The organism is Deinococcus sp. KSM4-11, from assembly GCF_004801415.1.
In the GTDB taxonomy this organism is placed as follows: Bacteria; Deinococcota; Deinococci; order Deinococcales; family Deinococcaceae; genus Deinococcus.
On the sequence record NZ_SSNX01000012.1, the window covers coordinates 31,923 to 50,771 of the forward strand.

The following is an 18,849-nucleotide window of genomic DNA, read 5'->3' on the forward strand; positions in this document are numbered from 1 at the left end:
GCCCGCTACGCTGGCGTTCATGAGAATCCCAGCTACACGAAGGCACGTCTTCCGACCTGGAGCGTTGCTGCTCGGTGCCGCCCTCCTGACGGCCAGCGTCTCCACGGCGGGCGCGGCCGGTCTGTCACCCACCCTGCTGGAACGCGCCAAGAAGGGCGACCAGACACAGGTCGGCGTGATCGTGCGCTTCGCTTTCGGCAACGACGAACGCGGCCGCGCCCAGCTCAAGAACCTGCGCGGGCAGCTCGTGAGCCGCCTGAACCAGTTCGGGGCGGCAGCGGGCTTTATCAACCAGGCCATCAAGTCCGGCAAGGCCACGCAGCTGTGGCTCGACCAGAGCATCTACCTGCCACTGACGCCCGTGCAGGCCCGCGCTCTGGCCGCGCTGCCCTTCGTGACGGACGTATTCGAGAACTTCAAGGTGCAGATTCCTGCCCCACAGCGGGCCAAGGCGCTGAGCGCCTCGGCGGCGGCGGCCGGGGAACCGTGGCACCTCGCGAAGATCGGCGCGCCGCAGGCGTGGGCGGCCGGATTCAAGGGCCAGGGTGTCCGGATCGGGCACCTGGACTCCGGGATCGACGCCAGCCACTCGCAGCTGGCCGGAAAACTGCTGTCCTTCGCGGAATTCAACGAATCCGGCGACCGCGTGAACAGCCAGCCGCACGACACGACCGAGCACGGCACGCACACGGCCGGCCTGCTGGTCGGGAACACCGTGGGCGTCGCCCCGGACGCGAAGATCATCAGCGCCCTGGTGCTGCCGAACAACGAGGGCACCTTTGCGCAGGTGATCGCCGGCATGCAGTATGTGATCGACCCGGACAACAACGCCGACACGAACGACGGCGCGAACGTCGTGAACATGAGCCTCGGCATTCCCGGCACCTACGACGAATTCATCGTGCCCGTGCAGAACATGCTCAAGGCCGGGATCGTGCCCGTCTTCGCCATCGGGAACTTCGGCCCGGCGGGCGGCACGACCGGCAGCCCAGGGAACCTTCCCGACGCCATCGGCGTGGGCGCCGTGGATCAGAACGGGCAGGTCGCCAGCTTCAGCTCGCGCGGCCCGGTCACGTGGAACAGCGGCATCAAGGGCACCTTCATCAAGCCGGACATCGCCGCGCCCGGCGTGGACATCACCAGTTCCTTCCCCGGCAACAAGTACGGCGCGCTCAGCGGTTCCTCGCAGGCCAGCCCGATCACGGCGGGCGCCGTGGCGGTCATGCTCTCGGCCAAGCCCGGCACGTCCGTGGAGGCCATCAAGAACGCGCTGTACTCCAGCGCCAGCAACGCGGGCAGCAAGAACAACAACGTCGGCTACGGCCTGATCAGTCTGCCAGGCGCGCTCGGCAAGCTGGGCGTGAACGTCAGCGCGCCCGCGCCCGCCCCGGCTCCGGCTCCGGCGCCCGCCCCCGCCCCGGCTCCGGCTCCGGCGCCCGCCCCCGCCCCGGCTCCTGCGCCCAAGCCCACCCCGACGCCCGCCCCCACCCCGACCCCTGCGCCTACTCCCGCCCCCACGCCAGCACCGACTCCAGCGCCGTCCAAGCAGCCAACCGGCCCCGCCGGCTATGACCTGTGCGCGGTCGAGGGGCAGCAGTGCAAGTTCAGCGGGCAGCGTCAGGCCGCGTTCGGCACCGAGGGCAAGTACCTGACCGGCACGGCCACGGACGGCTTCAACTGCAGCGTCTCGGCCTGGGGCAGCGACCCAGCCCCCGGCCTGACCAAGGGCTGCTTCATCAAGCCTGCGAGCGGCCAGCCCGCCCCCGCCCCAGCGCCTGCTCCGACCCCCGCCCCCACTCCGGCCCCCACGCCCGCACCGTCGAAACAGCCCACCGGCCCGGCCGGCTATGACCTCTGCGCCCTGGACGGCCAGACCTGCAAATTCAGCGGCCAGCGCCAAGCGGCCTTCGGCACCGACGGCAAGTACCTGACGGGCACCGGCACCGACGGCTTTGCGTGCAGCGTCGCCGCGTGGGGCCGTGACCCGGCGCCCGGTCTCGCCAAGGGCTGCTTCATCAAGCCCGTCAGCGGTCAGCCCGCGCCAGCCCCGGCCCCTGCTCCTGCGCCAGTTCCCGCTCCCGGCGGCACCACGGGCGGCAAACCCACCGTCCTCCTGATTGACGACGACATGGGCCAGGGTGCCGACGTGACGAACGCCCTGCGGGACGCCATCAAGGCGAACGCGGCCAGCGGTGGGGCCTTCGTGTTCAACACCCAGACCCAGGGCGCGGTGCCCCTGAGCGAACTCCAGCGGGCCGACATCGTCATCTGGGCGACCGGGGAGGCCTACCAGAACACCATCACGCCCGCTGACCAGAACACGCTGCGCCAGTACCTCGCCCGTGGCGGACGCCTGATCGTGACCGGGCAGGACATCGGCTACGACATCGGCACCAGCGACTTCTACCGCGGCACCCTGAAGACCACCCTGCTGGCCGATTCCAGCGGCATCGCGAAGTTCGTGACGCGTGGCATGCTGGGCAGCGCCTCGTACACCCTGAACGCGGGCGGCAGCGCCATGGATCAGTACTACCCGGACGTGATCGCGGATCTGAATGGCAGTTACGTGGCCGCGTCGTACGGCAGCGCGAACGCCACCGCGCAGAGCGTGAAGGCGCAGAGCATCCGCCAGGATGGCAACGGCGCCCGCGCGAACGCCAAGGCCCAGGCCCAGCGCATCAGCGCGCAGGAAGCCCGCGACAACGCCGGCGCGATCGTCGTGAACGATGCGGGCAGCTACCGCACCATCACCATGGGCTTCGGCCTGGAAGGGCTCGCGCCCGCCCAGCAGTCCAGCCTGCTCAAGGTCGCCTTCAACTGGCTGATGAAGTAAGGGCGCCTTGGAAAGCGGGGGAGGGCCCATCCGGGTTCCTCCCCCGCTTCGCGCTTTCCCAGGCTGCCTTGACCGTCCTGCCATCCGCCGGTGCGTCCACCTGGTCAGACTGCGGCACATGACGAAGCTCTCGGACATCATGACCATGCAGCTCACGACCACCGACGCCGGAGCGACCCTCAAGGAAGTGGCCACGCTGATGGCCCAGGAGGACATCGGCAGCGTCCTGATCATGGACGGCGACGACCTGCGCGGCATCATCACGGATCGGGACATCGTCGTGCGCGCCGTGGCCTTCGGGCACGACTTCGGCACGCCCGTGACCGACTACACGACGGAGGGCGTGTACAGCATGGACGCCGACACGGACGTGCAGGACGCCGCGCGCGAGATGGCGGGCCGTCAGATCAAGCGCCTGCCCGTCACGCGGGGCGGTAAGGTCGTGGGGATCGTGAGCCTCGCTGATCTGGCCAACCTGGAAGGCAGCACCGCCGACAAGACCGCGCTGGAAGGCATCAGCAAACCGACCTGAACAGGATAGAAAAGACCGCCCTAGCGTAATGCTAGGGCGGTCTTTCGGATGCTCTTCGTCAGTGCGCCAGTTCCCGCAACTGCTGGTACAGCTCCTTTTCCCGGTCGCTGAGGGTTTTGGGCACCGTCACGTTCAGGCGCACGTACAGGTCGCCGCGCGAGCCGTCCTTCCTCGGCCAGCCCTGCCCGCGCAGCCGCATGCGCCGCCCGCCACTGCTGCCCGCCGGGACGCTCAGGTGCCCCGCGCCGCCGCTGATGGTCTGCACCTTCACGTCCCCGCCCAGCGCCGCCACGGGCGCCGGCACGTCCACGCTGGTGGTCAGGTGGTCGCCGTCCAGCTCGAAGCGGGCGTCCTCCAGCACGCGGATGGTCAGCAGGACGTCCCCGCCGCCGGGTCCCTGCCCGGCCAGCCGCAGCCGCGCGCCGTCACGGGTGCCCGCCGGGACGCGCAGGCTGAGCCTCTTGCCGTCCACGTTGATGACCTCGTCACTGCCCGCGAAGGCTTCCTCCAGCGTGACCTGCAATTCGCCCTCCACGTTCTGCACGAACCGCCTCCCGCCGCCCAGCCCACCGCCGCCCAGCAGGTCTTCGAGGTTCACCTGCTGACCCGCCGGGTTCCGGAACCCACCGCCCGCGCCGCGCCCGCCCATGCCGAACAGGCCCTGGAAGAAGTCGCTGAACTGGCTGGGATCGAAGCCCGAGAAATCCCCGCCCTGGAAACCGCCGCCTGCGCCCGCGCCGCCACCGTACCCAGGGGGCACCTGCCCGGTATGTCCGAACTGGTCGTACACCTTGCGTTTTTCCGGATCGCTCAGCGCGGCGTAGGCCTCACCGATCTCCTTGAAGCGCTCGGCGGACTTCTCGTCTCCGGCGTTCTTGTCCGGGTGGTACTGCTTGGCCAGCTTACGGTACGCCGACTTGATATCCGCCTCGGACGCGCTGCGGGCCACGCCCAGGACGTCGTAGTAATCCTTGTAGGCCATGTGGTTCCTCCTTCCTGCGGGTCCGTCCGTGGTCAGGCGACAGGCGGGTGCAGCTTGTTCACGAACGCTCTGAGCCCGTATGCCTGCGCGATACCCAGCGCCGTGTTGCCGCGCGCGTCGGCCCGTGAAGGCTCGGCGCCGTGCGTCAACAGTAGGTCGAGCACGTCCGTGCGGGGCGCGCGGCGCTTGTCCCGGTAGGCCTGCCCTTCCACGTCCACCGTGTGCAGCAGCGGCAGCCAGAAGCGTGGGTCGTTCGCGTCCGCGCCCCGGCTCAGCACTTCGCGGATCAGGGCGGGCGGCGCGTCCCGGTCGATGGCGAGGTTCAGCAGCGGCAGCGGCGCGTGATCCGGCCAGAACGCCACGTCCTCGATCCTCTCCAGCAGCGGCAGCAGCACCTTGACCAGGGTGTCGCCGGTCGGTGGCAGGTGCCGCAGCGCCCACCCCAGCGCGCCATGCACGCGGTTCTGGCTCATGGTGCCCGAGCCGAGCATGCGGGCAAACTCCTCCAGCTCCCCATGCTTCAGCGCCAGCGTCAGCGGGTTGCCGTCCTCCCGCCGTGCGAGCCGCCGGTACTCCTCCTCGACCTGTTCCCGCGCCCACGGCGTCTTGCGCAGGAACTTGAGGCTGCTCGTTACGCTCGGATCACTCTGGAAGCAGCGCACGGGGATGCGGCGGGCCAGTTCCCCCCAGCCGTACTCGGCGTGCAATTTCTCCACGATGGAGTGGAGGGTCACACCGTGCAGAAGGTCGCGGCCCGCCGTCATGGCCTCAGCCCTTCTTGCTCACGACCACGCGGGCCGGGCGCACCAGGCGGTCTCCCATGCGGAAGCCCAGCTGGTACACCTGCACGATCACGTCGTCCTCGTCGCCCGGTACGGCCTGCAACGCCTCGTGCCACTGCGGGTCGAAGTGCTCGCCCACCTTCCCGGTCGCCTCCAGGCCCAGGCCGGAGAACACGCCCAGCACCTTGCCCTGCACGGCCTGCATGCCCGGCACCAGCTTCGCTGGGTCGTCGCTGACCATGCTCAGGGCGCGGTCGATGTCGTCGTACACCGGCATCAGCGCCTCGGCAGCCTTGCTGATGCCCTGACCCTGCGCGGACGCCACGTCCTGCTGCGTGCGCGTGCGGTAACTCTCGAAGTCGGTGGCCAGCCGGCTCAGTCTCAGGCGCAGGTCGTTGTTCTCCTGCTCCAGCTCGTCGGCCTTCTGGAGCTTCGCCATCATCTCCTGCACCTGCCCGAACATGTTCTCGTCCATGCCGGGGAAGGCCGTGTCCACGTCCTCCTCCAGGTTGTCCGTCTCGGTGTCCGGCACGTCCAGGGTCTGCGCCTCGGCGTCGATGGTCTTCAGGTCGGTGTCGGTGGGGTCGGTGGGCACCCCGTGTTTGGTGTGGTCATCAGTCATGGGTTTACCTCGGCGTCGGAACATTGCGCTCAGCATAGGCGGCGGGCGGCGTTCCCGGCAGAAAACGGGAGAGGGGGCGCGCGGCCGTCCTCTCCCTGGGAATGTCACTGGCTGGTGTGGAGGACGTTACTCGGCGGGTTTGAAGTCCGCGTCGATCACGTCGTCGTCGGCCTTGGGCGGAGCCTGCTGGCCACCGTCGGGCTGGGCGCCCTGCTGCGCGGCGGTCATGAAGGTGCGGAGTTCCTCTTCCAGCTTCTTCTGCGCACTCTCGATCCTGGCATCGTCGTCGAGGCGCACGGCTTCCTCGGCCTCGTCGGCAGCGGCCTTGAGGCTGTCCTTGGCGCTCTGGGCGGCCCCTTCGTTCTCCTCGATCTGCCCGAGGGCCTGGACGCGCAGCGAGTCGAGGTTGTTGCGCTTCTCGACCTTCTCGCGGCGCTTCTTGTCGGCGTCGGCGTTCTGCTCGGCTTCCTTCACCATGCGCTCGACGTCACCCTTGTCGAGGGTGGTGGTGTTCTCGATGCGGATGCTGGATTCCTTGCCGCTGGTCTTTTCCTTGGCGGTCACGTGCAGGATGCCGTTCGCGTCGATGTCGAAGGTCACTTCGATCTGGGCCTGACCGGCGCGCATGGGGGGAATCCCCTCCAGCTTGAAGCGGCCCAGGCTCTTGTTGTCGGCGGCCATGGGGCGCTCGCCCTGCAACACCACGATTTCCACGCCCGGCTGGTTGTTCTCGGCGGTGGTGTAAATCTCGGTCTTCTTGGCGGGCACGGTGGTGTTGCGGGTGATCATGGGGGCGATCATGCCGCCCTTGACCTCCACGCCCAGCGTGAGCGGCGTGACGTCCACCAGCACGATGTCGCCCAGCGCCGAGTCACCCTGGATGATGCCGGCCTGCACGGCCGCGCCCAGCGCCACCGCTTCGTCAGGGTTCACGGACTCGTTGGGCGTCTTGCCGACGATCTCCTGCACGATGCGCTTCACGGCCGGAATCCGGGTGGAACCGCCGACCAGGATCACTTCGTCGATCTTGCTGGCGTCCAGTTTCGCGTCGCTGAGGGCCTGTTCGACGGGCTTGCGCACGCGGCGCAGCAGGTCTCCGGTCAGTTCCTCGAACTTCGCGCGTGTCAGGGTGCGCTCCAGGTGCATGGGAGTGCGCGTTTCCGGGTCGAAGGTGATGAACGGCAGCGAGATGCTGGTCTCGGTCGCGTTGGACAGCTCGATCTTGGCCTTCTCGGCCGCTTCGATCAGGCGCTGGAGGGCCTGCTTGTCCTTGCGGAGGTCGAACTTGTGGTCCTTCTCGAACTCGCCCGCGAGCCAGTCCACGATGCGGTGGTCGAAGTCCGCGCCGCCCAGGTGCGTGTCACCGGCGGTGGATTTCACCTCGAACACGCCGTCGCCCAGTTCCAGGATGGTCACGTCGAAGGTGCCGCCCCCCAGGTCGAAGACCAGCACGGTCTCGTTGCCCTTGCGTTCCAGGCCGTAGGCCAGCGCGGCGGCGGTGGGTTCGTTGATGACGCGCAGGACGTTCAGGCCTGCAATCTCGCCGGCCTGCTTGGTCGCTTCACGCTGGCTGTTGTCGAAGTATGCGGGCACGGTGATCACAGCGTCGGTGATCTTCTGGCCCAGTTTGTTGCTGGCGTCCGTGACCAGCTTGCGCAGCACCTCGGCGCTGACCTGCTCGGGCGCGAGGTCCTTGCCGTCCACGGTGATGCGCACGGATCCACCGGGGCCTTCCTTGACGGTGAAGGGGCTGCGCGCGGCTTCTTCCTTGACCTCGTCCCAGCGGCGGCCGATGAAGCGCTTGACCTCGAACAGGGTGGCGGCGGGGTTCAGGGCAGCCTGACGGCGGGCGATCTGCCCGACAAGGCGTTCGTCACCCTTGTAGGCGACGACCGAGGGTGTGGTGCGCGCGCCCTCGGCGTTGACGATGACTTCGGGGCGACCGCCTTCCATAACGGCGATCACGGAGTTGGTGGTACCAAGATCGATTCCGACAGCTTTGGCCATGGGTTGACTCCTTACAGGGTAAGATTCTGCCGCCTTTCGGGCAGCAGTTCTGAACTCCGCACATCATAGGGCTACAGTTCTTGGGAGTCAATAGACTTGAGTGCATTACGCTCAAGTCTGGCGCAAGGGTCAACGGACGGTGAATCCCCGAGAAAGCTTGGACGTTCTGGCGGCTCGCGGCCGTTCAGTCGGACAGCGCCGCCGCCAGCGCCCGCAGGTTCGCCGGCCGGAACCCGTGCGTAACCACGGCCGGGAGCGGCACGGCCTGCACCGCGTCCGGCGACCACAGCGCCACATGCAGGGCCTGGCGGGCCTCCAGCGCCAGCGCTTCGGCCAGGGTTCGCGTGCTCTGGGGCACCCCCCAGCGGCCCGTCGTCGCCAGGAGAACCGGGACATCCGGGTGTGCGTTCAATGCGGTCTGAGCCACTGCCAGGTCATCCGACGCTGCGAAGGCGAGTCTGGGAAACACCTCGCGCAGGGCCTCGGCCAGCGCCTCGCCGCTCAGACTATTGCCATATGGGCCGCCCACGTCCGGCTGCGCGGGAGCCAGCAGCAGGACAGGCCGGGTGGGGTCGAGGTGAACGCGCCCGCCGTGCCACGTGAGCATCCGCTGCGCCCACTGGTCAATGGCCTGTCCATCGTCGGTTCTCTGTCCAGCCGTGTATGGACGCGGCGTGCCGGGGAACCGGGCCAGCGCCCGATCGAGCCTCGCGGCGGCCTCGGCCACGCGCGATTCCGTCAGTGTGCCGTTCCGCAATGCCTCGTGCAGCGCCCGCGCGTGGACGTCGTGCAAGTTGGCGTCCCCGTGCCCGCACACCAGCACGGCGTCCGCCCCGGCGATCAGGGCGAGGCCCGCGCCCTGGCCGTCGGGGTAGCGGTCGGCCACGGCCTTCATGTCCATGGCGTCGGTCACGATCACGCCGTCGAACCCCCACTCCCGGCGCAACAGCCCCGTCAGCAGGGCGGGGGAGAGGGTCGCGGGACGGTCGGCGTCCAGCGCCGGGTACAGGATGTGCGCGGTCATGATGCTGCCCAGCCCGGCCTGCACGGCCGCGCGGAACGGCACCCACTCGACGGCCTCCAGCGCCGCGCGGGACTTGTCCACGACCGGCAGCGCCAGGTGGCTGTCCACGCGCGTATCCCCGTGGCCGGGGAAGTGCTTCACGGCGCTCAGCACGCCCGAGTCCTCGCTGCCGCGTGCCCACGCGACGCCCAGGGCCGCCACGCGCGCCGGATCGGCGCCGAACGACCGCTCCCCGATGACCGGGTTCAGCGGATCGACGTTCACGTCCACGCTGGGGGCGTAATTCCAGTTGATCCCCAGCTCCAGCAGGCCGCGCGCCGCGATCTGCCCGGCCCGGTACGCCGCCTCCGGGTCGTCGAGTACCCCCAGGCCCTGCGGCGTGGGGGGCTGCGGCACGTCCAGCCGCCGCAACACCGCGCCGCCCTCCTGATCCGTGGCGATCAGCACATCCCGGCCCAGGGCGTCGCGGAGGTCCGCCACGAGGCGCGCGGTGCGCTCCGGGGTGGTGATGTTGCGCGCGAACAGACACACGCCGCCCACCGGATGGTTCCGCAGCCAGCGGGCCTCGGTGGGGGACAGGTCAGGCCCGGCGAGGTCGATGATCAGGGTGCGTTCCGGTTTCATGTCCGGCATCATCGCGTCCTCGTGACCTTCGACAATCTGGGCGGCGCATCCGGATTCTGGCCGCGTGCAGTGGCCGCGTGGGCGATCAGCAACTGGGCAGCCAGCGCCGAGGTCGCCGGGTCGGTCAGCGCGTGTCCGGTGGGCGGCGTGGGCACCACGGCATCCATGCCGTGCAGGGGCGCGCCGATGGACAGCACCTGGGCCCCGTACCCGTGCAGGTCTTCGTACGTCGCGGCGGTCAGGGGAGCGGTGGCGTCGCGCGCCTGGAAGCACACGGCCAGGGTGCCCGGCTCGGCCAGCCGCGCGGGGCCATGGGCGAACTCGGCCGTCGAGAACGCGAGCGCGCCCACACCCGCCGTCTCCTGCAGTTTCAGGGCCGCCTCGGCGGCCACGCCCCCGTGCAGGCCACGCCCCAGCACCAGCGGGCGGTCGTTCGCGGCCAGGGTCAGGGCCGCCGACCTCGCCAGCGCTTCGCCGTGGATGACCTCACGCAGGGCGTCCGGCAGGCGGGCCAAGGCACCGGCCAGCGCGGAGTCCGGGCGCAGGGCGTGCAGCAGCCGCGCCCCCAGCGTCAGGGCCGCCAGGTAGGACTTCGTGGCGGCCACGGCGCGTTCCTCGCCGGCGTGCAGGGGCAGCGCCAGATCGGCCACGCGCGCCAGGGGGCTGCCTTCCACGTTCACCAGGGCGACCGTCAGCGCTCCACCCTGGCGCGCCCGCCGCAGGCTCTCCACCAGATCCGGACTGCCGCCCGACTGGCTTACCGCGAGCACCAGCGCGCCCCGGTACTCCACGTCCGCGCCGTATACGCCCGCCACACTGGGGGCGGCGCTCACCACGGGCAGGCGCAAGTGCGTCTCCAGGCCGTAACGCAGGGTGGTCGCCGCGTGATCTGAGGAGCCGCGCGCCAGCGTGACCACGAAGGATGGCGCGAAGGCCAGGATGGCCCGCGCGACGTCCTCGACCTGCGAGCGGTCGGCCGCCTGCCGTTCCACGACCTCGGGAGCTTCCCGCGCTTCCACCAGCATCAGCGGTTCCGCGTTCACTTCACCGCTCCTTCCAGGCCGCGCAGGAACAGCCGCTGCGCCAGCAGGAACACGATCAGTACCGGCAGCATCATGAACAACGACCCGGCGGCGATGTTGAAGGGATCGTAGTTGAACTGCCCCTTGAGCTTCAGCACGGCCACGCTCAGCGGGACTTTCTCCGGCGCGCCCGACAGCACGACCATGGGCCAGAAGTACGCGTTCCAGGTGGTGACCAGCGTGAAGATCCCCAGCGCCGCGAGGCTCGGGCGGGTCAGGGGCAGCATGATGCGCGTCAGGATCAGCAGCTCGCTGGCTCCGTCCAGCCGGGCGGCTTCCAGCAGCGCCGAGGGGATCGACAGGAACGCCTGCCGCATCAGGAAGATCCCGAAGGCCCCGGCGATCGTCGGGATGACCACGCCCAGGTGCGTGCCGAGCAGGTGCAGGTTCTTCAGCGTCAGCGTGTTCACGATGAAGTTGGTTTCGCTGGGCAGCACCAGGGTCGCCACGATGGCCGAGAAGATCAGGTTGCGGCCTGGAAAGCGGAAACGGGCCAGCGGGTATGCCGCGAGCGCCGACACGACCAGCGTCCCGATCACCGTCATGACCGTGATGGACACCGAGTTCCACAGGTACGCGCCCAGGTGGAATGTGTTGAACACGTCCACGAAGTTGTGCAGCGTGATCCGGCGAGGAAAGAGGCTCTGCGGGAAGGCGTAGATGGACACGCCCGCCGTCTTGTCCGTCAGGGCGATCGCCAGCGTCCACACGAACGGGAAGATGGCGAAGATCAGGATGGCGATCAGCAGCAAGTAGCGCAGGGCCAGCCGCAGGGGCCGCCGCCAGCTCACGCGGGAGCGCGTCCGGACGGCTGTGCCCGTCGTCGTGGCGGCGCTCACGAGCCCTCCGCCGCGTCGTCCGTGCGGAACAGCCGGAAGTTCACGGCCGAGATCAGCAGCGCCACCACCGCGATCACCAGGCCAGCCGCGCTCGCCAGTCCGTAGTTGAAGTCGAAGCCCTGGAAGGCCTTGGCGTACACGTACATCAGCGCCGTGTAGGTGCTGTTCAGCGGCCCGCCGTTGGTGAGCACCAGCACCTCCTCCAGCACCCGCAGCGCGGCGATGGTCGAGAGCAGCGTGCACAGCAGGATGGTCGGGCGCATCAGCGGCACGGTCACTCGCCAGAACCGCTGCCAGGGCGAGGCGCCGTCCAACACGGCCGCCTCCTCCAGCTCCTGCGGGATGGTCTGGAGGCCCGCCAGGTACAGCACCATGTAGTAGCCGAAACCGCGCCAGAACGTCACCAACATCACCGCGAAGAACGCCCACGTCTCGGAGTTCAGCCACCCGATGGCCTTCTGCGGCGTGGTCAGGTGCAGCGACGTCAGCACCCAGTTCAGAACGCCCTCGCGGTTGAACACCCACTCGAACATGACCGCCGCCAGCGACACCGACGTCACCACCGGCACGTAGTACGCCGCGCGGAACCACGTCATGCCCGGCAGTTCCTTGTTCACCAGCACGGCCACGGCCAGCGACGCGAGTTGCAGCACCGGCACCACCAGCAGGTAGCGCACCGAGTTCCAGATGGCCGTGTGGAACAACGGATCGCCCGCCAGCGTGCGGAAGTTGTCCAGCCCCGTGAACTTCGGCCCCAGCCCCTGCGCGAAGCGCGCGCCGGTGTACTCCGTGAAGCCCAGGTACGCGCCGTACACCAGCGGATAGAACGTGAACACCGCCAGCAGGATCAGCGCCGGGGCCAGGAAGGTGTACGACATCAGCGTCTGACGCCAGGGAATACGCATGGTGGGAAACTCCTTAGGGCGAACGGGGGCGGTGGTGTGCCAGGATTCGCTCCCGAATGCGGGAAGCCCGGCGCGGCGGAAGTCAAATGCGCTTCTCGTGTTGTGTGAGAAGGCCCGCCCAGGCTTCAGGCGGGCCTCCGGATGCTGTCGGGCTGGGCAGCGGCGCTCCGTTCCGGGCAAGGGGGACAGCGCCCCTTCCCCTGCACTCCGGCCGCTGCCTGCGGCGGTGCGTGCCGCCCTTACTTCTTCATGTTCGCGTTCCAGTAGGTGACCGAGTCGGTCAGGGCCTGCTGGGGGGTCTTCTTGCCGAGCAGCGCGGCCTCGATGTTGTCGTTGAAGTTCTTGTACAGGTCGTCGCTGTTGCCCGGCGCCTTGTAGCCGGGGTTGATGTAACGGCCCGACGCACCCACCAGGGCGGTGGCCTTGGCGACGGGATCGGAGCTGGTGGTCTTGAACTGCGTGCTGCTCTGCGCGCCCACTGTGGTGGGCACGACCGGCACGACCTTGGCGAAGGCAAGCTGGTTGGCGTTGTTCGTGAAGTACGCGGCGAGCTTGGCGGCGGCGGCCGGGTTCTTGCTGGCGGTGGGCACGACCAGGGCCATGCTGCCGCCCGTCTGCACGTTCGCCTTGCCCAGAGGCGCGCCGGTCACGACGGTGCTGGCGTACAGGTTGGGGTTGGTGTCTTTGATGCGCGTCAGGGCCTGCGGGCCGCCGATGATCATGGCCACGCGGTTCTGCGCGTACAGTTCGGTGGCGAGCTGGAAGGCCTCGCGGCGCACGGCGTCCTCGGGCACGTACCCGCCCTTGTACAGGTCGACGAACTGCCCCAGCAGCGCGGCGTGGGCGGGGCTGTCGAAGGCGGCCTTGCCGTCGGCGGCGTAGATGGGCAGGCCCTCGGCGTAGAAGTAGCCCAGGAACGACGCGGTGTTCGGGTCTTTCAGGGCGGGCACCCAGGCGTACGCGCCGGTCTTGTCCTTCACGATCTTCGCGTCGGCGATCAGTTCACTGGTGGTGCGGGGCGCGCGGGTCAGGCCCGCCTTCTTGAACAGGTCCGGGTTGTACAGCAGCACGCCCTCGTTCAGCCAGCCGTACCACGGGTACGCGTAGACCTTGCCGCCGGACGTGAAGTTCGCGAGGCTCTGCGGGTAGAAGGTCGCCTTCAGGGTGGCGGCGCTGGTCAGGTCGCTCGCGGCGCGCAGGAAGCCGTTCTGCGCAGCCTTCTGCGTCTCGTCGATGTTCAGGTTCACCACGTCGGGCGCGTTGCCCAGGTTCACGCTGCTGATGAAGTCCTGCACCATCGAGTCCTGCTTGTCGGCCCAGTTGACCTTGATGTCCGGGTTGGCCTTCTCGAACGCGGCGATGGTGTCCTTGATGTAGCCGTCGAACTTGGGGCTGAGGTACCACGTCCAGAAGGTCACGGTGGTCTGGGCCTGCGCGGAGGTCACGGCGGAGAGGCCGAGGGCGAGGGTCAGGGCAGTCAGGGTACGTTTCATGGAGTTCCTCCTTGAGGACGGGGCGGGCGGCTGGAAGCGGGCGGACGTGGATTGCGGGCGGGCCGGTGGGGCCAGTGAAGAACGGGGGTACAGCGGCGTGGCCAGAGGCGCAGAGGGTGGAGGCATTCCCCGCACCGCCCTCAGTACTTCTTCTCGACGACGCTCTCGGCGGTCACGCGCAGCATGGCGGCGGCCTCCGGGCGGCGGGCGAGCAGGGCGGCGTACAGCACTTCCAGCACCAGCGTCTGCGACGCGAGCGTGTCCAGCACGGAATCGGTCAGGGGTTCCTCCTGCGTGGACGTGAACAGCACCGCCTTCGCGTAGCGGGTGATGGGCGAACTGGCGCGGTGCGTGATGGCGACGGTGTAATGCCCGTGGCCCTGTGCGAGCCGCAGGTGCTGCACGGTGTCGATGGTGCTGCCGGAACTGGACAGGGCGATGACCACGCCGCCGCGCGGCAGGGTGGAGATGCTGACCGCCGACTGGTGCGGATCGGTATACGCGGTGGCGGTGATCCCGATGCGCAGCAGTCGGTGCGCGAAGAGCTGCGCGACCAGGCCGGAGTTGCCCTGCCCTGTGAGATCTACGCGCGGCGCGCGGGCCAGCGCGGCGGCCACGTCCTCCATGACCACCGGGTCGAGGAGGCGGCCGGTGTCCTCCAGCGTGCGGCAGGTCTGCTTCACGACCTGCGCGGCCTGCCCGGCCAGGTCGCCGGGGTGGGCAGGAGTGTGGGATTCCCGGCCGGCGACGTCGGACGCCAGCGCGATCTTGAAGGCGTGGAAGCCCGCGAAGTCGAGTTTGTGGCACAGCCGCGTGATGGTCGCCTCGCCCACCCCGACCGAGGTGGCGAGTTCGGTGATGGTCTGGTGCATGACGGTCTCGGCGTGTGTCACGACGTGCTCGGCGACGCGTTGCAGGGAGGGCGAGAGGGCGTGGGCATGTAGGCGGATACGGCTGATGACGCCCTGGGCCGGTGCGGGACGGGAAGCGGTCTGACTCATTGACCCTCCGGGCCAACAGCGGGGCGAGGTGTTCGGAACGTGATGTCTGTGTGAAGCGTGTTGAGACATCTTAAACACTGAAAATTATTTTTGTCAATACCAACGGGGGTTGAAAATTTCATCCGGCTCGGACGGCGGCACTGAAGGATTCACGCTGTGACAGCAGGCAGAGCGCACCGAGCCTGATGCCGGCCAAGGGGCGATGCTGAAAATGACTTCCCTGGAACCGTCGCAGACGGATTCTGACTTTCGTCGCGCTTTCCAGTTGCGCCCCATCCGGGGCGGCACCAGACGGCCGCGGCTGACGCTCAGCCAGAAGCGTCAGCCGCGATCACGGATGGAGCTCAGCCGCGCCGGGTCACTCCGTCGGTGGTCAGCAGTGCGCCGTACAGGTCCGGGCGCCGGTCGCGGAAAAAGCCCATGCCCGCGCGGAACTTCCGGGCCTCCGCGAGGTTCAGGTCGTGCGTGAGCGGCCCTTCCTCGGTGTCACCGAACTCGGCCACCAGTTCCCCGGTGTAGTCGGAGATGAACGAGTGCCCGTAGTACGTCTGCGACAGCCCACCCACGACCTCCGTGCCGATGCGGTTCGCCGCGCCCACATACGAGGAATTGCTGACCGCGTGTCCCACCATGGCCCGCTGCCACATCTGGTGGCTGTTCGGCGATTCCACGCCCTCCGGCTCGCTGCCGATGGCTGTGGGGTACAGCAGGAAGTCCGCGCCCTGGAGCATCATGATCCGCGCGGTTTCCGGGTACCACTGATCCCAGCAGATGCCCACGCCGACGCGGCCGAAGCGGGTGGCCCACACCTTGAAGCCGGTGTCGCCCGGCGCGAAGTAGTATTTCTCCTCGTAGCCGGGGCCGTCCGGGATGTGCGTCTTGCGGTAGTTGCCGAGCACGCTGCCGTCGGCGTCGAGGCACACCAGCGAGTTGTAGTGCGCCTGCCCCGCCGCCTCGAAGTACGACAGCGGCAGCACCACGCCCAGCTCGCGGGCCAGATTCTGGAAGCGCCCGATGAACGGATGGCCGTCCAGCGGGTGGCTCAAGGCGAAGTACTCCTCGCGTTCCACCTGACAGAAGTACAGGTTCTCGAACAGTTCCGGCAGCAGGATCACCTGCGCGCCCTGCCGGGCGGCGTCCCGCACGTGCGCCTCGGCCCGCGCCACGTTGTCGTCCAGCTGGTCCGTCACGTGCATCTGCACGACGGCGAGCTTCACGGTTCCAGGAGTGCGTGTCATGGCCCGAGGCTACAGGCTGACGCCCCCACACACCAGGCGCGGCGACCCCTTCACGGGCTTGGTACAGTCACGGCATGTCCGATTTCCCAGGGCCGCACGACGTGGATGCCGACCTGGCGCTCGACGTGTTCGCGGCGCAACTCCGGCTGGAACACCGGGACGCCACCGAACAGGCCGAGGCCATCGCGGCGCGGTTGCAGGCGCTGCTGCCGCACCTGACGACCCGCACCAACCAGGGAAGCTGGCTGCTCCGGAGCACCGCCCTGAAAAGCCTGCGCGTCGTGCTGGGCGCCGACCACTACGAACTCCTGGTCGACGGCCCGCACGTCCACTACCGCACGGCCCATCATGTCGGCGGCATCGACCTGTCGCACCAGGACTGGCCGCAGGATCAGTGGATCGCGCAGCTGAAAGCCTCACTGGCGAACCTCTCCGGCCAGCTCGGCAGCCACACCGGATCGACCCTGTAAGCCCACCCCCCTCCCGGAGGTCACGATGCCCCTCAGCCAGGAAACCACGCAACGCCTCGACGACAGCAGACGCGACCTGTTCACCAGCGACCTCAGCGTGTCCGAATTCCTGCTGCTGGAGGAACTCGGCTACCAGCCCCTGGGCCTGGCGATGGGCACCAGCGTGTATCACCTCGGCCTGCAACAGGCCCGCTGGCGCGAGAGCCTCGAACTGACCACCCTGACGCAGGCCATGTACAACGCCCGGCACCTCGCCATGAACCGCATGATCGAGGAAGCGAAGTACCTCGGGGCCGATGGCATCGTGGGCATGCGCCTCGATATCGGCGGCGGGAACCTGGGTCTGGAATCCAGCCTCGCGGAATTCATCGCGGTCGGCACCGCCGTGCGCCTGCCCGCCGGGGAGACGCCCCAGGGCGGCACGCCCTTTACCAGCGACCTGTCCGGCCAGGATCTCTACAAACTGCACCGCGCCGGGTACCGCCCGGTCAGTCTGGTCATGGGTACCTGCGTGTACCACGTGGCGCACCAGGGATTTTTGCAGAGCCTGAGCACGCTGGGCCAGAACGTCGAGATGACGAATTACACCCAGGCGATCTACCACGCCCGCGAACTGGCCATGACGCGCATGCAGGCCGAGGCCCGCCAGGCCGGAGCGACCGGCATCGTGGGCGTGCAGGTCAGCGAACACAGCCGCATCTGGGACAACCACGTGTTCGAATTCCTGGCCGTCGGCACCGGCGTGCGGCGGGTGCAGGGGGCCACCCCCGCGCTCCAGACCACCCTGAACCTCAGCCTGGACGAGTAGCGCGGGATAGACGCGGGTATCCTGCGCGCATGACTCTGCTGCTGGGCTGGATCGGCGCGGCCTGCCTGCTCGTGGGTGGCGTGGGCTGGGGCGCGCAGGTGGCCCGGCAGGGAGTGACAGGCCGGATGCTGCTGCTGACCGTGGCCCTGGGTGTCCTTGGCCTGACCCTGACCGCCCGCGCCTTCCTGGCCGGGAGTGACCTGCCGCTGATCCTGGGGGCGGTGGGCGCGCTCGCCGGCTCCGCACTGATGGTGTTCACGCCACGGCGCGAGTAGGTGAAATCACGAGCAGACGCCAGATCCGGACTGAGGGCGAGACCCCCCAGCAATCACAGCATCCGGCGGGCGCGCATGTAGGCGACCAGCTCGTCGTAGGTGCCCCCCTCGTTGGCGAACTGGGCGACGTTGCGGGCCGTCTCGAACCACGGGCCGGTGCTGGGTTTCACGTCGCGCAGCACGCGCGTCAGATCCTTCGGCCCGATCGGGCGGGCCGTGCCGCTGCGGATCGAGTCCTCCAGCGCCAGCTCGGCGGCCGAATCGACCACGTGGGCCAGGTCGGCGCCGGAATACCCTTCGGTCTGTGTGGCCAGGACGGCGGTGTCCACGCCCGCGTGAGGGCGGTGGCGGAGGTTCAGGTCGAGCAGGGCGCGGCGGGCCTCCTGATCCGGCGGGATGACCAGCACCGTCCGGTCGAGGCGGCCGGGGCGACGCAGGGCTGGATCGACGTCCCAGGGGCTGTTGGTGGCGGCCAGCACGAACACGCCGTCGTTGGAGGTCGTGGCGCCGTCCAGTTCGCCCAGCAGCTGGTTGACCACGTTCGCGCCGCTGTGCCGCATCTGGCTGCGCCGGCGGCCCAGCGCGTCGATCTCATCGAGGAACAGCACGCATGGAGCGCGGCGGCGGGCCTCCTCGAAGATGGCGTGCAGGTTGCGTTCGCTCTGCCCGATGTACATGTCCAGCACTTCCGACAGGCCCACCGCCAGGAACCGCGCGTCCAGTTCGCCCGCCACCGCTCGCGCCACGAACGTCTTGCCGCAGCCGGGCGGGCCGTACATCAGCAGGCCGCCGCGCAGGGACTTGCCGTACAGGCGGGTCAGTTCGGGGTTGCGCATGGGCGCCAGCAGGGCGCGTTCCAGCCGCAGTTTCACCTCCTGCATGCCCGCTACGTCGGCAAAGGTCACGCGGGGCAGCACCGCTTCCAGCAGATCCGACGCTTCTGGCGGCTCCAGCCCATCGTCCGCCGGGAGCGGCGCGGTGCGGGGCATGTCCACGGCGTCGGCGCTCACCGAGGGCTGGGCGGGTCGCCCGGACGGAGCCTGCACGCCGGTCAGGGCATTGTGAAGCTGCTGGTAGCCGGCGGCCCGCGCCGCGTCGCCGACCTCCTCGGCAGACCACGCGGCCAGCCGCAGGGCTTCGAGCTGGGCCGGCTGGGCGGCCAGGACGGTCGTGGCGTGGGTCAGGGCGTCGGCAGCACGGTGCGCCTGGAGCAGCAGGGACGCCAGGTGCAGGCGCAGGGCGTGGTTGTCCGGACTGGCCTCGAGCGCCAGTTCCAGGCCGCTGATCACGGCGTCGTCTACCACCGGGGGTTCCTCATGCGTGACCACTGTA

Annotated in this window: 16 protein-coding genes and 1 pseudogene; 5 read left to right on the forward strand and 12 right to left on the reverse strand. The window is 68.9% G+C overall.

Features of this window, described 5'->3' with window-relative positions; translation table 11 throughout:
* The first annotated feature begins 19 nt into the window (after positions 1–19).
* Together E7T09_RS22395 and E7T09_RS21415 are read left to right on the forward strand one after the other, a co-directional pair.
* The gene (locus tag E7T09_RS22395) at positions 20–2,833 is read left to right on the forward strand and encodes a S8 family serine peptidase (RefSeq protein ID WP_136391247.1); all 2,814 of its coding nucleotides are present in this window, start codon (positions 20–22) and stop codon (positions 2,831–2,833) included.
* Between the two features lie 118 nt (positions 2,834–2,951).
* Positions 2,952–3,365 carry a CBS domain-containing protein gene (locus E7T09_RS21415; RefSeq protein WP_136391248.1) on the forward strand — a complete coding sequence of 138 codons (414 nt, stop codon included), beginning with the start codon at positions 2,952–2,954 and terminating at the stop codon, positions 3,363–3,365.
* A 58-nt stretch (positions 3,366–3,423) separates the two neighbouring features.
* Here E7T09_RS21415 and E7T09_RS21420 read toward each other — a convergent pair whose 3' ends face one another.
* The 11 genes and pseudogenes from E7T09_RS21420 to aguB form a co-directional block, all read right to left on the reverse strand.
* A complete protein-coding gene (locus E7T09_RS21420; protein ID WP_136391249.1) occupies positions 3,424–4,347 on the reverse strand; it encodes a DnaJ C-terminal domain-containing protein in 924 nt (307 codons plus the stop codon).
* 554 nt (positions 4,348–4,901) lie between these two features.
* A pseudogene (locus E7T09_RS22620) lies at positions 4,902–5,111 on the reverse strand (VF530 family DNA-binding protein); the annotation flags it as partial.
* 4 nt (positions 5,112–5,115) lie between these two features.
* On the reverse strand, positions 5,116–5,751 hold the full coding sequence (locus E7T09_RS21430) for a nucleotide exchange factor GrpE (RefSeq protein WP_240741930.1): 636 nt from the start codon (positions 5,749–5,751) through the stop codon (positions 5,116–5,118).
* A 126-nt stretch (positions 5,752–5,877) separates the two neighbouring features.
* Complete coding sequence (dnaK, locus tag E7T09_RS21435) at positions 5,878–7,758, reverse strand: molecular chaperone DnaK (protein ID WP_136391252.1); 1,881 nt, start codon at positions 7,756–7,758, stop codon at positions 5,878–5,880.
* A gap of 184 nt (positions 7,759–7,942) precedes the next feature.
* A complete protein-coding gene (nagZ, locus tag E7T09_RS21440) occupies positions 7,943–9,406 on the reverse strand; it encodes a beta-N-acetylhexosaminidase (protein ID WP_240741931.1) in 1,464 nt (487 codons plus the stop codon).
* A gap of 8 nt (positions 9,407–9,414) precedes the next feature.
* Positions 9,415–10,449: an SIS domain-containing protein gene (locus tag E7T09_RS21445; protein WP_240741932.1), complete on the reverse strand. Its 1,035-nt coding sequence runs from the start codon at positions 10,447–10,449 to the stop codon at positions 9,415–9,417.
* Positions 10,446–11,327, reverse strand: coding sequence for a carbohydrate ABC transporter permease (locus E7T09_RS21450; protein WP_136391254.1), 882 nt, complete (start codon positions 11,325–11,327; stop codon positions 10,446–10,448). The genes E7T09_RS21445 and E7T09_RS21450 overlap by 4 nt, the downstream gene beginning before the upstream one ends.
* On the reverse strand, positions 11,324–12,232 hold the full coding sequence (locus E7T09_RS21455; RefSeq protein WP_136391255.1) for a carbohydrate ABC transporter permease: 909 nt from the start codon (positions 12,230–12,232) through the stop codon (positions 11,324–11,326). The genes E7T09_RS21450 and E7T09_RS21455 overlap by 4 nt, the downstream gene beginning before the upstream one ends.
* 239 nt (positions 12,233–12,471) lie before the next feature.
* Positions 12,472–13,725: a sugar ABC transporter substrate-binding protein gene (locus E7T09_RS21460; RefSeq protein ID WP_136391256.1), complete on the reverse strand. Its 1,254-nt coding sequence runs from the start codon at positions 13,723–13,725 to the stop codon at positions 12,472–12,474.
* Positions 13,726–13,865: 140 nt separating this feature from the next.
* Positions 13,866–14,726, reverse strand: a complete 861-nt coding sequence (locus E7T09_RS21465) for a MurR/RpiR family transcriptional regulator (protein ID WP_136391257.1) — start codon at positions 14,724–14,726, stop codon at positions 13,866–13,868.
* A 344-nt stretch (positions 14,727–15,070) separates the two neighbouring features.
* The gene (gene aguB, locus E7T09_RS21470) at positions 15,071–15,964 is read right to left on the reverse strand and encodes an N-carbamoylputrescine amidase (RefSeq protein WP_136391258.1); all 894 of its coding nucleotides are present in this window, start codon (positions 15,962–15,964) and stop codon (positions 15,071–15,073) included.
* Between the two features lie 74 nt (positions 15,965–16,038).
* Here aguB and E7T09_RS21475 point away from each other — a divergent pair, with 74 nt between their 5' ends.
* Genes E7T09_RS21475 through E7T09_RS21485 form a run of 3 tightly spaced genes read left to right on the forward strand, consistent with a single transcriptional unit; the run spans position 16,039 to position 17,517 of the window.
* Positions 16,039–16,434, forward strand: a complete 396-nt coding sequence (locus E7T09_RS21475) for a hypothetical protein (protein WP_136391259.1) — start codon at positions 16,039–16,041, stop codon at positions 16,432–16,434.
* A gap of 25 nt (positions 16,435–16,459) precedes the next feature.
* A complete protein-coding gene (locus E7T09_RS21480; RefSeq protein ID WP_136391260.1) occupies positions 16,460–17,242 on the forward strand; it encodes a heavy metal-binding domain-containing protein in 783 nt (260 codons plus the stop codon).
* Between the two features lie 29 nt (positions 17,243–17,271).
* Positions 17,272–17,517 carry a hypothetical protein gene (locus E7T09_RS21485; protein WP_136391261.1) on the forward strand — a complete coding sequence of 82 codons (246 nt, stop codon included), beginning with the start codon at positions 17,272–17,274 and terminating at the stop codon, positions 17,515–17,517.
* A gap of 53 nt (positions 17,518–17,570) precedes the next feature.
* Here the strand turns inward: E7T09_RS21485 and E7T09_RS21490 are convergent, their stop codons facing one another.
* On the reverse strand, positions 17,571–18,821 hold the full coding sequence (locus E7T09_RS21490; RefSeq protein WP_136391262.1) for a 26S protease regulatory subunit: 1,251 nt from the start codon (positions 18,819–18,821) through the stop codon (positions 17,571–17,573).
* Positions 18,822–18,849 lie beyond the last annotated feature (28 nt).

Excerpts from the sequence above, each read along its gene's own strand:
- E7T09_RS22395 (WP_136391247.1), top strand. The coding sequence starts at position 20 with ATGAGAATCCCAGCTACACGAAGGCACGTCTTCCGACCTGGAGCGTTG.
- E7T09_RS21415 (WP_136391248.1), top strand. The coding sequence starts at position 2,952 with ATGACGAAGCTCTCGGACATCATGACCATGCAGCTCACGACCACCGAC.
- E7T09_RS21420 (WP_136391249.1), bottom strand. The coding sequence starts at position 4,347 with ATGGCCTACAAGGATTACTACGACGTCCTGGGCGTGGCCCGCAGCGCG.
- E7T09_RS21430 (WP_240741930.1), bottom strand. The coding sequence starts at position 5,751 with ATGACTGATGACCACACCAAACACGGGGTGCCCACCGACCCCACCGAC.
- dnaK (WP_136391252.1), bottom strand. The coding sequence starts at position 7,758 with ATGGCCAAAGCTGTCGGAATCGATCTTGGTACCACCAACTCCGTGATC.
- nagZ (WP_240741931.1), bottom strand. The coding sequence starts at position 9,406 with ATGAAACCGGAACGCACCCTGATCATCGACCTCGCCGGGCCTGACCTG.
- E7T09_RS21455 (WP_136391255.1), bottom strand. The coding sequence starts at position 12,232 with ATGCGTATTCCCTGGCGTCAGACGCTGATGTCGTACACCTTCCTGGCC.
- E7T09_RS21460 (WP_136391256.1), bottom strand. The coding sequence starts at position 13,725 with ATGAAACGTACCCTGACTGCCCTGACCCTCGCCCTCGGCCTCTCCGCC.
- E7T09_RS21465 (WP_136391257.1), bottom strand. The coding sequence starts at position 14,726 with ATGAGTCAGACCGCTTCCCGTCCCGCACCGGCCCAGGGCGTCATCAGC.
- aguB (WP_136391258.1), bottom strand. The coding sequence starts at position 15,964 with ATGACACGCACTCCTGGAACCGTGAAGCTCGCCGTCGTGCAGATGCAC.
- E7T09_RS21475 (WP_136391259.1), top strand. The coding sequence starts at position 16,039 with ATGTCCGATTTCCCAGGGCCGCACGACGTGGATGCCGACCTGGCGCTC.
- E7T09_RS21480 (WP_136391260.1), top strand. The coding sequence starts at position 16,460 with ATGCCCCTCAGCCAGGAAACCACGCAACGCCTCGACGACAGCAGACGC.
- E7T09_RS21485 (WP_136391261.1), top strand. The coding sequence starts at position 17,272 with ATGACTCTGCTGCTGGGCTGGATCGGCGCGGCCTGCCTGCTCGTGGGT.